The sequence below is a fragment of the Bacillus cereus group sp. MS39 genome, assembly GCF_040448665.1.
Lineage (GTDB): Bacteria > Bacillota > Bacilli > Bacillales > Bacillaceae_G > Bacillus_A > Bacillus_A wiedmannii.
Window position 1 is genome coordinate 4,297,197 of the sequence record NZ_CP123058.1, and the last position, 15,752, is coordinate 4,312,948.

Genomic DNA, 15,752 nt, shown 5'->3' on the forward strand with positions numbered 1-15,752 from the left:
TAATCCCCCTTTATTTCAGCCTTGTTTTATAATCGTACCTCTTTTATGAAATCGACATCAACACAAATTATAAATCTGAATATTTTTATATCAATTATTAATGTTGTATATTATACATGTCTGTTATTTGTTTTAATTCATTTGTTTTTATTGAATGCTCCTTATGTGGAGCCTTTTTTTATTTATAAAAATAGAGAGCCATTAGCTCTCTATTACATACACTTATTCAAACGTAACCTCCACCTGCACAATCTCAGATCTACTTCCAAGTCGAAGCGGTGGTCCCCAGAATCCGAAACCAGACGAAACAATCGCGTGGAATGCACCTTTTTGTGCGTATCCCCAGTCTAATTCGTACATTCTTCTCGTTACAATATGATTCGGTGCCATTTGTCCGCGGTGCGTGTGGCCGGATAATAATAAATCGACGCCAGCATCCGCTGCTTGTTTCAACTCAAATGGTTGGTGATCCATTGCAATAACAGGCATGGATTTATCCACTGTACTCATTAAACTTTCAAAGCTTTGGCGATCTCGCTCTGTTTTATCTCTTCTTCCAACGAGATAAAAATCATCTTCAATTGTAATTACTTCATCTAATAAAATACGAATATCAATCTTATCCATCTCTTGTAAAAATTCAGGAACCGCTCGTCCGTAATATTCGTGGTTTCCTAACACACCATATACGCCTAGTGGAGCTGTCATTTGTTTCATAATATGTCCCATATTTTTTTGAATGAACACACCTGGATGATCATCTATAATATCACCTGGCAGTAAAATAATATCAGGCTCCATTTCATTTACATGACGGACAAGTCTTTTTAAATGCGAAACGCCAGATAATTTACCGAAATGCATATCAGAAGCCATCGCAATGCGTAAACTTTTACGTCCCTCTACTTTTTTCGGTATGTGCACCTCGTATTTTCTTACTACCGGGCTATATGCGTTAAATACCCCATATGCAAAAATAAAGATAAACGCAAGTAACACGGCCGCCCCTGTCCAAATAATTGCCGCTTCTTTCTCCACTGAAAACTGTAAAAGAAAGACCATAATATTAGCTAAAGGCAACAACATAAGCGCGTATTGTATGACCGCAAACCAAATCGAACCTATCGTTCGTAAAAATGGCAAGAACTTAAACACTTGCACGAGAATGTACGCATATGAAATAAAACCGACTACGAAAGCGTAATATCCCCAAGATTCCCAGCCAAATACCGCATGAAGCCAAACCCAGCCGTTCCAGCCTATGTAAAGCATAAGTAGTGTGTATACAAGTAACATAGTAAATATATTGAAATAACGAAGATTTTTCACAGCCAGCCTCCTTATTGATTTCTTCTATTATAACTTGTTATGCACTTATAACGTAAATATTAAGCACTTCAATCTTCCCAATAAAAACATTGGTAAACATATCGTCTTAAAATTTTTAGGAACGGCTGTAATGGGCATTTTAGAGTCTTAAGTGTTGGATGAAATTCTATTATCTTTATCCTTCAAAACTCACCTATGCAATTATGCATATGCATTCATTCTGTATTATTTTCATGTTACGATATAAATGTAATACGACATATATCGACAAAGATAAAAGGAAGTGATTGCATGAAACGTTCTAAAACATACTTAAAATGTTTAGCATTATCCGCTGTTTTTGCTAGTAGCGCTGTAACTCTTTCAACACCTGCTGCTTATGCTCAAACAACATCACAAGTTGTAACAGATATCGGACAAAACGCAAAAACACATACGAGCTATAATACATTTAATAATGATCAAGCTGATAATATGACAATGTCTTTAAAGGTAACTTTTATCGATGATCCAAGCGCAGATAAACAGATTGCCGTTATTAATACAACTGGTAGTTTTCTAAAAGCAAATCCTACTATAAGTGATGCACCTATTGATAACTACCCAATCCCTGGTGCTAGTGCAACATTACGTTATCCTTCACAATATGATGTTGCATTTAACCTTCAAGATAACAGCGCTCGTTTCTTTAACGTAGCACCTACAAATGCTGTAGAAGAAACGACTGTAACATCTAGTGTATCTTATCAACTTGGTGGTTCTGTTAAAGCTTCTGTAACGCCTAATGGCCCTAGCGGTGAGGCTAGTGCAACTGGTCAAGTAACTTGGTCTGACTCTGTAAGCTATAAACAAACTAGTTATAAAACAAATTTAATTGACCAAACAAACAAAAACGTAAAATGGAACGTATTCTTTAACGGATATAACAATCAAAACTGGGGTATTTACACACGTGATTCCTATCATTCTTTATATGGAAACCAACTGTTCATGTACTCTCGCACATACCTATATGAATCTGATGCAAAAGGTAATTTAATACCGATGGATCAACTTCCAGCATTAACAAATAGTGGATTTTCTCCTGGTATGATCGCTGTCGTTATCTCTGAAAAAAATACAAATCAATCTAACTTACAAGTCGCTTATACAAAACACGCCGACGATTACCAACTTCGTCCAGGCTACACATTCGGAACTGCAAACTGGGTTGGAAACAACATAAAAGACGTTGATCAAAAAACATTTAATAAATCGTTCACACTAGATTGGAAGAATAAGAAATTAGTTGAGAAAAAGTAAAGAAAACCGAACCGCCATTTAGATGGTGGTTCGGTTTTTGTTTAAATTACAAACTCTTTCACTTCGTTCGAGTGAACACATATAGAATTACTCGTTTGAATATTAAATTATACTTATAAAGGAAATGCACCTTTAACTGTTATTTTGTTCTAACAGTTAAAGGTGCATTTGAGAACTTAATCTACCATTCTTCAGTTTCTTATATTAATTAACTACAACCAATTCCGTAAAAACCTCTCGTCTATTCTAAACATAAAAAATAAGCGTCAAACTTATTAATATTAATAAGTTTGACGCTTACCCTTCATTATAATTTTATATACTTCACCTTACTTACTCCAAGAAAATGTTAAATCCCATTGTTGTTTTCTATAATTTATTGGACTCATCTTTTCAAATCTTTGATCTTGAATATAAAAAACTATCTTCTGTGTATTTACTTTTGGATTGAATAAAAAATCTCTCAAATCGATATACTCTTCATTTGCAAATACAGCTCCTTCTATAATAGAAAGGGTCTTTGTTCCTTGGTCTACATCTATGTTTAAAATGCATTGATATAGAATCTCATCATCATTTAACACTAAGTACGCTTTTATAAAGACATCCATATTCTCTAATTCAAATAGACTTTTAACACGAGACGGTCGGACCCAAGTCTCGTCTTGATACTCTATACTCTCATGCCCGTAATCCCATTCCCAGATTGGCGCAACAGAAAAGTCCTCAAGACTTAACTCTTCTATCGGTTTCCCACTAGATGAATCCATTGTTGACTCCAACTCTTTAACTACTTGAGGAATAAGATTGCTAAAGTACATATTTCTCTCATCTATTGTAGATTCCTTAATAAGGGGATATAAATAAAATGTACTCATAGTTTTTAAACCATTACTCGCTCTTAATTCTAATTCCATTTCTATAGAAAAAGTCCTTATTGATAAATAATCAATTTGAATATTTCCATTAAGAATCTCAAAAGATTGCCCCTCAATATTTAGCTTCGATTCTTGAAAACTAAATTCTTTATAATAGTAACTATAATCCTTATGAATAAAATCTGGATATTTATTTAAATATATATCTAAAAAAACATCTTCTACAAGCAATTTATATGTTGGACAAATAATTTCTAACTCTAACTTTCTACTTTTTGCTTCTAGTACAACAAAATTATTATATATTGTACATAATACTTTCGGTATTAAAATTTTTTGTTCATCTAACATAAGCATTGATGTTTGTCTTCTTATCATGTATAACCTCCTAATTCATATCACACATTGAACTACTTACTTAAAGTATCCATGTTTATTTGAATAGTGAACCCCTTGTACAAAAGCTTTCTTGTACTGCGGGTACTTTGTATCATAAAATTTATAAGTCTTCTTTAAAATTTTTCTATACGCTTTTGGATTATTCTCTTTTAAATTTTTATAGTACTTTGTACTATGTTTCCTACTCGACTGTGCAAAGCTCCTCATTTCTTTATGCAATTGTTTATGGACATTAGTTGGAACCTTAACTAATGGTTGTTTAGAATGTCCACCTATATATTTAGGAAAGGCATGATGCCTGTGACTTTTGACTTGTTTAGCTACTTGACGCACAGCTTTAGCGCCATATTTAAACCTACCACCGCCAATAGCCCCCATAGCGGCTGCTTTAGCAATTCCCCTTGCGCTTTTACCTGATCTGTAAGCACCATATCCATCATAAACTGCAAAACCAGCATTAACCACTAACCAAAAAGCATGACCATCTGGATCTACTGACATAACAGGGTTATTCCCTGCATATGTATAACCATTTTGTGTGACTGGGTCATCCTCATCACCCGGATCAGGATCCACCGATAAGAACACACCATGGTCTGGATTATAGTATCTTGCAATTAAGTAATACATACCAATTTCTTTATCATACATATATCCCGCATACCCAAATGGATTGTCTGCTGCGATACCTTTTACTTCACTTTTTAATACGTTACCCCACGAATCATATTCATACGTGGCTACAACTTCTTTATTTTGATCTGTCATCGCAACTACATCACCACGAGGATTATAGTGATAGTATAACGTTTGTCCTTGCGATTTCATAGCCATGCGTAAACCATTTACGGAATATACATATTGGCGGAGTACCTTTCCACTACCATCTGTCTCATATAATGGGTTAATACTATCTCCATCATAGAAATAACGTGTTACTTGACCATTTACACTCTTTTCAATACGACGATTATCCTCATCATACTTATAAGTTGCAAATGCATTGCTCTCACCTTGTTTTGTAATCGCTACAAGCTGGTCATCTTCATTCCATGTATACTTGTACTTTCCATCTGATGTACGATTACCATTCGCATCATACGTTAACGATTCGTTTCCGAATTTTACAAGCTGATTTCCATCATTGAATGTTGCCGCTATAGATTTTGTTTCTTTTCCATTCTCTACAACTTTCACACTTGTACGGTTTCCAAATCCATCATATGTGTATGATTTACTTGTTCCATTTGGTAGTGCTTCATTTAATAGTTGGTTAATCGGGTCATAGACAAAGTTTGTTTCTGTTATTTTCCCGCCCGCACCTTCATGTTTAATCTTCGTACGGTTACCCGCTTGGTCATATTCATATCGTTCAGAAAGAAGAATACTGTTTGATGTACCTACTACTAAATCTTTAATTTTGTTCGCATGGTCATAGTTAAAAGTAGAACCTGAACCATTTCCGGCTGTATACGTACGAACATTTCCTTGATCGTCATAATCAAAGCGATACGTTTGAGAACCGTCTGTCACACGAATGTTTTGATCTAACGTGTTGTAGTCATACGATACTTTATTTGTGTATCCGCCTTGCGTAATTGTTTGTTCTTTTAGTTTTTCTGTCTTACTGTTTGCTTTGTCGTGGTATGCCCAATCAATTTTTCCGCCTCGGCTATCTGTTGCACTTGTGACACGGTCAGCCTTATCGTATGTTTTCGTACGTTCTACACCGTTGACATGGTCTTTCACTTTCGTAACTTGTCCATTCGGATCATGTTCGAATGTAAATGAATCTTTTCCATTACGCTTTTCACCAATGACGCGATCTGCTGTATCATATACCGATTCTAGAATCGAGCCATTTGGCATTTGTGTTTTAATCTTGTTTGCATTTTCATCGTACGTATTTTCAATACGACGGTTTAATGCATCGATATACACTGTATTTTTATTATCTACATCATATTCATATTTGTGTGTTTGCGTTTTCCCACCAAACATGACAGATTTCTCTGTTGTATTTCCATTATGATCATAACGATAATTTACAGAGGTACCATTTTTTAAGGTAACCTTCGTTAATAGATTATCTTTGTTGTAATCATATAGTTTTGTATTGCCTTTTTCATCGGTTTCGCTCTTTTTATTTCCTGATGCATCGTATGCAAAGGTATTTTTTTGCCCATCTTCATCATACGCTGCGATAACATTTCCATCGTTGTCGTACTCGTTTTTAATAAGAGCGTTACCTTCTAGTACACGAATATTATCGAACCAAACTTTTCCTTTATTCTCTCTTCTAAATAGAAGGTAGACTTCCATACGCTTAATTGGTTTAGTGGCAGGAATGACAACTGCACTACGATTCCAATCATTTGTACCACTTGGGAATTTTGCCTGATAGTTCGTACCACTACCATCTTGATAATACACATCTGCCCAAATAGAATAATCTCGTGAGAGCTTATCTGATGCAGTATTTTCTACATTCTGAGATTTAGACATCCCTGTTAATGTAATTGTTTCTGCTTTTTGTTGGTTTAAATGTATATGCGCACCATAGCCTACATCTGAACCACCATATTGGCTACGTTCTAATACAATAGACGAATCTCCTGTAAAGCTTTCCTCATGGGAAGTATCTTTCGGATCACAACTTGATCCATTGCCTCGAATCCATCCTGGAATACAACCTTTCTCCGTCATATTCTCTACACTACTATTTTCAATTGGATTAAAGCTTGAAGACACTTCTCCTTTTTCAAGTTGCATCTTATCAAACCATGCAGAACCACTTGAATCTGCTCGATTATAATCAACTTGTAGATATATTCTAACTTTTTTCGTTTGGCCTGTCGTCTTAAAAGTTACTTGGCGATTCGTCCAATCTTTCTCGCCTTCTATCCTGTTATGACGCGTATCAAACCAATTATTTCCACCATCAAGAGGATTTCCATCTTCTTTTAACAACTGAACATTAAAGAATGCACCAGCATGTGTTAATGATGTTTTCATCATCCCACTTAATGTATATGTTGTATTTGGTTCTACTACAATATCTTGAATCGCACTATGATATCCCCAGCCAGTATTTTGCGCCTGTACAATCATTCGTAATGATGAAGATCCGCCCAATCCACCTGGCGCAAAGATTGTATCTTTTCTCAATGCTCCTTGGCTATTACCCTTTTCTTCAGTCCATCTCTGCGTATCATTCATCTCAAAACTTGGATTTTGAATTAGGTTTTCACCTGTCCCTAACTCTCTCGTTGTTTCAATTGGATTTCCAAACTGATCATACTGCATGAAAGATGATGTATTTGCTGCTTGGTCAGTTTCAGAAACTTCTGTATTTGCAGCTTTATAGGCAACTGTTGTTTCACGATTTTCGTTATCTGTCGCTTTTATAATTCCGTTGTCTTTATTGTATTCAAACTTCTCAGTTCCCATTTCATCAGTAACAGAAGTTACATTCCCATTACCGTCATAGGTCGCTGTTTCTGTTTGATTTTTAGGAGTTGTTGTTTTTACTAAATTGTTTGCATTATATTCATACGATGTCGTTAAATTCAGTCGTCCCACATCTTCAACTGTTTTCACTGGATTTCCAGCATCGTTATACGTATAAACAGTCTTACGTCCTTTAGGGTTCGTTAACGTAACTTCCTTCGAACCTGTATTATATGCTAATGTCGTAGCTTTACCTAATGGGTCCGTTACTTTTACTAATCTATCATTCTCATATGCATACGATGTTTTATATGGTTTAGCATCTGTATGTTGTGGATCATAAATAGATGTTAGTACCCCATTATCATATCCGTATTTATATACTTTTCCTTCTGGTGTTGTAGAAGAAACGAGTAAATCTCCATCATACTTAAATGTAATCGTCTTGTTATCTGGACCGATTACTCTTGCTGCTTTTTTATTATTACCATCATATTGTACGACTAACTCTTTACCAGAAGCATTCTTTACTTTTGATAAACGGGATTCACCATCATATTCATACGTCGTCGTGTTTCCATATTTATCTTTTGTATACTCAATACGCCCCTGTGCATCACCAGATTTATAGAATGTAACAGTTTGATCTTTATCTTTTATTTCATATCCGCCTGATACTTGCTTAATCTCTAAATATATACCAGTAGGAGCTTGATACTTATTGTCTCCAGTTTTAGTAAATGTAACATTTGCTCCGTTGGCAGAAATTAACAGTAAGTTTCCATTTCCGTCGGCCCAAATTCTTTCCTCTAATCCACTCGACCAACCCGTACCAAATAGACCTACCTTTTTACTTTGGCTATTATACGTTCTTTCTACTGATACGTCCGGTCCGCGCCCTGATAATGTAATATCTTTCTCACTCATGATAAAGTTACCATTTGTAGCATTGACTTGTCCGTTTAAAACGGGAATAGATGCCCAGTAATCAAACATCCCCATAAATCCAAAGTCTTGGGAGAATTTAGGTACAAATTCATGAGAAATTTCACTTTCAGCATGCCCCGCTGTACTATACGCTGTTACACGGAACCAATAGTTTTGCGCACCTGCATAGATTCCACCAGAATTCTTATACACAGGTGATGGATCAACTGCTAATTCTGCCCCTTTTTTATCATGATGAAGTAAATATTGACCTTTTGCGATTTCATCTTTCGTTGGCCAAATCTTCTCATTTTGCGTTGTCCAATTCGTTTTATTTCCGACATCGAACGCTTCATAATCTTTTCCGTTATAAATCCAAACTTTATATCCAGATGCTTCAGGAACCGGGTCCCATTTCAATGTCACATATCCTGTTGCCTTATCGGTCGCATTAATGTAAGCTGAACCATCTGGCTTTTTCACTTGCTCTAATGGAATAAATGGAACTACTTCATCTGAAAGCGGGCTATCGCCAAATGGATATGTCGCAACAATACGAATCCAATAACCACGTCTCCAACTATAATCTCCATAGGGACTACCTGCTAAATGAGCATTTTTATAAATTGGCCCTGGATTAACTGGTGCTTCTCCACCACTACTTGTACCATCTGTATGGAACTCAAATTCCCCTTGTGCAATTTCTGCTGGCGTCGGGAAGATTTTTTTATCTTTTGTCGTCCAACTAGTCACATTCCCAACAGGAATATATTCATAATCATACCCATTAAAAATAGCAACTTTATAACCTGTTGCTCCTGGAACTGCATCCCATTGTAGATTGAAGTGACCTGAACCACTACCACTACCATTTGAGTAAGTTTGTACTCTTGGCTTATTCGGTTTTGCGTAAGAATATTTCACTTCTAAGTACGGTGCATTTGCTCCGTTTTCAGCTGCAATAAATTTCTTCCAATGGTTTTGTCCATTTCCGTTTGCATGTAGCTTAAAGCCGTTATTTTGTTTTGTGCCTTCCACCCATGCTTTTACTGTATTTGTTACGTTAAATTTTGCCCATTGTCCTCTTGTTACATCAGCATGCGCAATATTTGCAGAGTTCGGTTTATTATTCCAGTTCACTCCACCAACATTCCAGCCACCTGTAACTTCATCTAACCAAACACCATTTGGTTGATTCGCATAATAATGCCAAACTGTATAGGCATGGAATGTAGCACCTTCAATCTTTGCACCTTTTAAATTTGAAACATTCGGTTTAACAAATGCAAAGTTTGTTCCAGATGACCCATCATAATACCCTACTTTTAACGTGTAAGCATTTTGACCGGAATCCCAAAGTTTTCCTCCTGAATAGTTTACAGTTGGATAGGCACTTGCAGCGTACGCATTTTCAAAGTTACCTAGTTCAACAGAAGGATCCACATATACCGGATATTTTCGCTCTGGTGCTTGTAACCACTGCGGGTCTGCGGTAACAGTTAATGTATATGTTTTTTCATCTTTCTTCTCAAGATTGTAACGAACCGCATCTGACGTTACAGCCTCACCTGATTGTTGATCCACATTTGAATCATTCATATACGGTTTCGGTAATGTGAAGACTTTTTCTTTTTTCTCATTTTGGAAGTCGATTGAACCATCTTCCTGTATATTCGGTGTTAAATCTGTTTCTAATGCAAAAGTAAAAATGTGATGTCCTGTATATTCACGTAATACAAAATCTTCTTTTACGTTTTCATTAAACGTCGTACTCTTTAAATCAATATTCGGGAAAATCCCTTTATACCAGACTGTATTATTTTCATGTGTTGCAGTAACTGGTGACGGCTTCACTTCACCTTTTTCACCATTTGCACTCATTAATTTGTACTGAATCGTATGATCTTTTACTTTAAATTGAACGTACTTTCCATCTTGTGCTGTTTTCTCGAACTCTGGTTCTAATGTTGTATTTTCTGTTACAATTTTTTCATTTGGTGCTTCTACTAATTTCGGTGAAACCTCTTCTAACTTTCCATCTTTCTCAACATGAATTGGTTCCGTATATACCTTTTTCGTATACGTACCATCATTATTATCGAAAACTTTTTCTGTTTCCGTTCTTTCTTCTACAATCTCAGTCGGATTTGCTTGTGCTTTAGCTTTAGCCTTATCCTTCTTTAACTGATCTGGATGTGGAGCTGGTAACTCCTTTTCCTTTTCCTCTTTCTTTTCTGTTTCTGGCCTTTGTTCTGAATTTGGAGATGGTGTAAACGGTGGTGCCGTTTCTGCCAATCCATTCAGTGGTATGGAGGTAACAATTAATGCAACTACGATAAGTTGGATTAAGTACCTATACCATTTCTTTGCTTCCATAAACTCACCTCGCTGAAATATTTTTAACATATATAATGTTACATATCACAATGTAAACAAACGAAAGAGTAAAGTAAATATAGTTTTAAAGTTTTGAAGATTTCGTGCACAAAATCCGACAATTTACCGACAATATTATAATTGTTATTCACAGAAAATTAATTTTATATTATAATATTTCATTTATCTTGGTATAGATTTAAATAAAGTTTATCGAGCCCCTTATTAAAAGAGGCAATACTTTCTCCACCTCTATCCCATTAATAAACCCCTCAACAAAAAAAGCACACAATCTATTCACAAAAGTGAACGTTGTGCGCCTTCATTTCTCATTCCGTTTCATTTATTTCTTCAACTTATCCGTCTTCGCAATAAATTGTGCTGCTTCTGCGCGGCTTACCGCTTTATCTGGAGCCCAGTCATTATCTGTTCCAACTGAAATGTTTTCTTGGATTAAAATATTGGCATACTTCGCACCCCAATGATTGTTTAAGTCAGCAAATTTTTTTGATAGTTTCATATTTTCATTTGTTTACTTTTTATAAGTTTTAAAAATAACATAGTATGTATCAGCTGCTTTTATATAAATATACGCAACGCAACTACTTAATCGATAATCATTATCAATTAAGCGCAAAAATATCATCTCCTGCACAAATATGCCTTTCGTTCATTTTTAAATAGTAAATAATGAGCCGTATGAACCTTTCTCTCTAAATAATCAATAGAATACGAGCTTGATGGATCGACTAAATCACCTATCGCACCTGAAAGATGATCAATGACTTGCTGCAGTATTTCTAAGTTTTTCTTCTCACTTTCAGCGTTCATTTCATCCATAATGTCACAAATAAGATATTGAACTCTCCGTAAACGTAATTCCTTTTGCTCCACGTATATCTCCTCCTTATTAGTCATATTACGGTTTAAATATATGGGGTTATAGCTTAACCAATTCTAAAAAATACAAAGGCAACCATCTTCATAAAGATGGTTGCCCCTATTTTTAAACTTGCATCGCTTTTTCTTTTAACGCTCTTCTTAACAATTTACCCGTCGTATTCTTCGGCAATTCTGTTAAAAATTCGATACTCATTGGCACTTTATATTTTGCTAAATGTAACGTGCAATAATGCATAAGTTCCTCTTCTGTTACGTTAGCTTGTTTCAAAACGACGTATGCTCGTACTGCTTCTCCTAAGTTTTCATCAGGAACGCCAATTACGACAACTTCTGCTACAGATTCGTGTGTATATAATACTTCCTCTACTTCACGAGGGTATACGTTATAACCGCCAACTAAGACGATATCTTTTTTACGATCAACAATATAGAAGTAACCTTCTTCATCCATTTTCGCTAAGTCACCTGTATATAGCCATCCGTCTTTCAATGTCGCTGCTGTGTCTTCTGGAGCGTTATAATATCCTTTCATAACGTTAGGCCCGCGAACAATTAATTCACCGACTGCGCCAACAGGTACTTCTTCCCCAAGTTCGTTCACAATTTTGTTTTCTACATGCCAAATATTTGTGCCTATTGATCCTGGTTTACGCGGACGATCTAGCGGGTTAAAGCAAGTAACTGGTGATGCTTCTGATAAACCGTATCCTTCTGAAACAATAACGTCAAAACGTTTTTCAAAGTTTTGCAGAAGAGCAACTGGCATTGACGCACCACCTGAAATACAAAGACGAAGCGTCTTCACATCTTCTGCGCTTGCTTCTTCAAATAAATATAAATAATTGTACATCGTCGGTACACCAGCAAAAATCGTTGGCTCGTACGTGCGACAAATACGGAATACTTCTTTCGGACTAAATTTCGGTAACATTAAAATAGTTGCTCCATTCACAATCGGTGCATTTACCGCCACTGTTAAGCAAAATACATGGAACATTGGCAAAGCCGCAACGACGCGATCATCAGCAGTATATTGTAAATACGACGCCACATCGCTCGCATTACTATATAAGTTTTTATGTGTTAACATCGCACCTTTCGGTTTTCCAGTTGTACCTGAAGTGTATAGAATAACCGCTACATCTTCTTCATCTAATTCTGGGCCTTCAAAAGTTAAATCTCCAGCCCCTATCATTCTCGTAAACGTTTTCATTTTTTCGGTTTCTGTATGGTTAAAATCTGATGAGGTTTCGCATATGATGATGTTTTCAAGTGAAGGAAGTCTTGTTGTAAGAGATTGTATAACAGGTAGAAGGACGTCGAGTACGATGATTGTTTTTACATCTCCATTTTGTAAAATGTAATGCATTTCGTCTGCTGTATAAATTGGATTAACTGGAATAACAGTTGCTCCAGCTTTCATTGTTCCGTATAAACCGACCAAAAAATGTGGTGAGTTTCCAACAACTAATGCGACATTGTCCCCTTTTCCAATGCCCATTTCTGCTAAATTGCTAGAAAACCTTGTGACCATTTTGTTTAATTGGTCATACGAGACCGACTGATCCATAAATATATAAGCCGGTTTATCCCCCTTCTTTTTCGCCGTTTCAGCCAAAGATTGAACGAGATTCACACAAACCCCACCTTTATAAAATTTAGAATATTTAAAAATTCTAAATTAATTATATTAAAAGAAAATTAAAGTAGCAAGTGATATTCCATTAACTGCATATACAACGATCACCTCCTGTTGATTCACTTTGGAAAGATAAGGGGATTCTATTCACCTACACATTATGAAACTAAGGCTAAAATCATTTCAGGATAATATGCACTCATCTTTTCGCTAAGTTTTTCTAGTTCCTCTTTATTCAAGCTCGTATGCTCCCCATACAAGTTGAATGCATCCGCTCCATTTTCATGAAAAAACAATGTAACATATAATGTCGGTAACCCATTATTGGCCTCATCTATCGACAAGACAAGATCTGGTGTTTTATTAACAGTGCTGAATGTTTCATTTCTTTTCCACTTCTTATTTTGAAACATGTCTTGTATATCATGTATCTTTCGTTTGTTATCTGTATGCGTAAAATATATAATATTATCCTTCCCTGGCTTTCCAATCGATAAAAGTGTGCGACTTGAGGAAGTTTCATCGTTACAAGCTGTCATTCCGATGACGAAGCTGAGCAATAATACAACGTACATTAGCCTTCTCATTTCAATTCGCCTCCTTTTGAATATATATATTCCTTTATAAGGGGCAAATGTCCTGTGATTTTATGGTATATGAAATTATATCGGCGATTTTTCGAATATATCTACCGTAACTCGAAATATATCAACGATTTTTAAAATATATTGACTTACCGACAAAACATGACAATCTACGCAAAAAGAAAGAGGCTGTCCGTTAAGGCAGCCTCCCTTATTTTTAGAAGAATAAATGTAAGAAATCTTCTGTTGTAATGTTACCGAAGTAGCGTGCGATATCTACGCCTTCTAAAGCTACAGTGAATGCATCTTTATCAAATTGTACGCCTGTTAGACGTTCTTCAATGTCATGCACATCTAGTGAACCGAAGAAGTCACCGTAAATTTTACATTCTGTTACAGTTCCTTTTTTCACTTCAAGACGAACGTCAACTTGTCCAACTGGGAAGCGGTGTGAATGTTGTAAGTTGAACTTCGGAGATTTTCCGTAGTTCCAATCCCAATTTTGGTAACGTTCTTCAGAAAGTTTATGGATCTCTTTCCAATCCTCTTCTGTTAATTCATACGTTGGGATTTCTGTTTCTCCTTCGAAAATTGTTTCTAGAAGAAGTTGTCTAAACTCTTCTGTCGTCATTTCTTCGTTTAGGAACTCTGTAATGTTCGCAACGCGGCTACGGATTGACTTAATTCCTTTTGATTGGATCTTATCCATTTTTACTTTTAACGCTGATACGACGTGATCGATTTCAGAATCAAATAGTAACGTACCGTGACTGAACATACGACCTTTCGTTGAGAACTGCGCGTTACCTGAAATTTTTCTACCTTCAGCTAAAATGTCGTTACGACCACTTAGTTCTGCATTTACTCCTAATTTACCGAGCGCTTTCGTTACAGGCTCTGTGAATTTTTTGAAGTTGCTGAAACTGTCTCCGTCATCTTTCGTAATAAAGCTAAAGTTTAAGTTTCCTAAATCATGATATACTGCGCCTCCGCCTGATAGACGACGAACGACATGAATTCCTTGTTCTTTTACGTAATCTGCATTAATTTCTTCTACTGTGTTTTGGTTTTTACCAATGATAATGGAAGGCTCGTTAATGTAGAACAGTAAATATGTTTCATTAATATCTAAATTCTTCACACAATATTCTTCAATTGCTAAGTTTATTCTAGGATCTGTAATCCCATTATTATTAATAAATAACATCGTATCACCTCATGAGTTCCAAATGTAACCACTATGCGCTAGCGTAATATGGCCACTGAAAATTTGTTTTGCTTCTGTTACTAAATCAGATGGATTGCCTGTATGCGGTAAGTGCGTTAATAAAAGTTCTTTTACATTTGCATCTTTCGCAATACTTGCTACTTCTGTACTATTCATATGCCCTGCTTTTGCAGCTTCTTGATGTGCATACATATTACACTCACAAATGAAAAGATCAGCATCTTTTGTGAATGGAATAAATTCAGGAATATAACTTGAATCAGCACTGTATACTACAGCGTCACTACCAGCTGTAATACGCATCGCAAAGCATGTAACAGGATGAACAGTTTTTAAGAATGAAATCGAGAACGGTCCGATTTGAAGTGTTTCTTCTGGATTGTACGCGATTGCTTTCGTATGTGGTTCATGCGTTAAAGAATGGAATCCATTCTCGTCAAACGTATGACCGTATATTGGTAATTCCGGTAGTTGCCCCTTTGTCGCACTCGTAATTAATCTCGCATATTGCAATACCCCAATGTCTGCAACATGATCGTGATGATAGTGCGAAAGTACAACTGCATCTATATCAGACGGTGTTATATATTTTTGAATCTGTGCTAGTACACCACTACCACAGTCGACAAGTAAACGAAAACCATCGTGTTCAAACAAATACCCCGACGTTGCTTCTCCCGCTTCTGGAAAGCCGCCCCAAAAGCCGACAACAGTCATTTTCATATGTATCCATCCTT

9 protein-coding genes and 2 pseudogenes are annotated in these 15,752 nt (G+C 36.0%); 2 read left to right on the top strand and 9 right to left on the bottom strand.

Going from position 1 to position 15,752, the window contains the following annotated elements; translation table 11 throughout:
* Nucleotides 1–222: 222 nt before the first annotated feature.
* On the bottom strand, nt 223–1,329 hold the full coding sequence (locus QEP67_RS22275) for a metallophosphoesterase (RefSeq protein WP_000793645.1): 1,107 nt from the start codon (nt 1,327–1,329) through the stop codon (nt 223–225).
* Between the two features lie 34 nt (nt 1,330–1,363).
* Here QEP67_RS22275 and QEP67_RS22280 point away from each other — a divergent pair.
* Nucleotides 1,364–1,477: pseudogene (locus QEP67_RS22280) on the top strand (TetR family transcriptional regulator); the annotation flags it as partial.
* Between the two features lie 143 nt (nt 1,478–1,620).
* Nucleotides 1,621–2,631, top strand: coding sequence for a beta-channel forming cytolysin CytK2 (cytK2, locus tag QEP67_RS22285; RefSeq protein WP_000830631.1), 1,011 nt, complete (start codon nt 1,621–1,623; stop codon nt 2,629–2,631).
* Between the two features lie 329 nt (nt 2,632–2,960).
* Here cytK2 and QEP67_RS22290 read toward each other — a convergent pair whose 3' ends face one another.
* The 8 genes and pseudogenes from QEP67_RS22290 to QEP67_RS22325 form a co-directional block, all read right to left on the bottom strand.
* A complete protein-coding gene (locus QEP67_RS22290) occupies nt 2,961–3,887 on the bottom strand; it encodes a hypothetical protein (protein ID WP_000621202.1) in 927 nt (308 codons plus the stop codon).
* A gap of 36 nt (nt 3,888–3,923) precedes the next feature.
* Nucleotides 3,924–10,661: a DNRLRE domain-containing protein gene (locus tag QEP67_RS22295; RefSeq protein WP_000387555.1), complete on the bottom strand. Its 6,738-nt coding sequence runs from the start codon at nt 10,659–10,661 to the stop codon at nt 3,924–3,926.
* Between the two features lie 343 nt (nt 10,662–11,004).
* Nucleotides 11,005–11,190: pseudogene (locus QEP67_RS22300) on the bottom strand (S-layer homology domain-containing protein); the annotation flags it as partial.
* Nucleotides 11,191–11,303: 113 nt separating this feature from the next.
* Nucleotides 11,304–11,555 carry a hypothetical protein gene (locus QEP67_RS22305; protein ID WP_000435469.1) on the bottom strand — a complete coding sequence of 84 codons (252 nt, stop codon included), beginning with the start codon at nt 11,553–11,555 and terminating at the stop codon, nt 11,304–11,306.
* A gap of 112 nt (nt 11,556–11,667) precedes the next feature.
* On the bottom strand, nt 11,668–13,200 hold the full coding sequence (locus QEP67_RS22310) for a fatty acid--CoA ligase family protein (protein ID WP_001055157.1): 1,533 nt from the start codon (nt 13,198–13,200) through the stop codon (nt 11,668–11,670).
* Between the two features lie 161 nt (nt 13,201–13,361).
* Nucleotides 13,362–13,790: a hypothetical protein gene (locus QEP67_RS22315; RefSeq protein ID WP_048567018.1), complete on the bottom strand. Its 429-nt coding sequence runs from the start codon at nt 13,788–13,790 to the stop codon at nt 13,362–13,364.
* Between the two features lie 214 nt (nt 13,791–14,004).
* Complete coding sequence (locus QEP67_RS22320; RefSeq protein WP_048567017.1) at nt 14,005–14,994, bottom strand: lipoate--protein ligase; 990 nt, start codon at nt 14,992–14,994, stop codon at nt 14,005–14,007.
* 9 nt (nt 14,995–15,003) lie between these two features.
* Complete coding sequence (locus tag QEP67_RS22325) at nt 15,004–15,738, bottom strand: MBL fold metallo-hydrolase (RefSeq protein ID WP_064459986.1); 735 nt, start codon at nt 15,736–15,738, stop codon at nt 15,004–15,006.
* Nucleotides 15,739–15,752: the final 14 nt, after the last annotated feature.

Bases quoted from the DNA above. Each gene is read 5' to 3' on its own strand.
- cytK2 (WP_000830631.1), top strand. From the start codon at position 1,621: ATGAAACGTTCTAAAACATACTTAAAATGTTTAGCATTATCCGCTGTT.
- QEP67_RS22290 (WP_000621202.1), bottom strand. From the start codon at position 3,887: ATGATAAGAAGACAAACATCAATGCTTATGTTAGATGAACAAAAAATT.
- QEP67_RS22295 (WP_000387555.1), bottom strand. From the start codon at position 10,661: ATGGAAGCAAAGAAATGGTATAGGTACTTAATCCAACTTATCGTAGTT.
- QEP67_RS22315 (WP_048567018.1), bottom strand. From the start codon at position 13,790: ATGAGAAGGCTAATGTACGTTGTATTATTGCTCAGCTTCGTCATCGGA.
- QEP67_RS22320 (WP_048567017.1), bottom strand. From the start codon at position 14,994: ATGTTATTTATTAATAATAATGGGATTACAGATCCTAGAATAAACTTA.
- QEP67_RS22325 (WP_064459986.1), bottom strand. From the start codon at position 15,738: ATGAAAATGACTGTTGTCGGCTTTTGGGGCGGCTTTCCAGAAGCGGGA.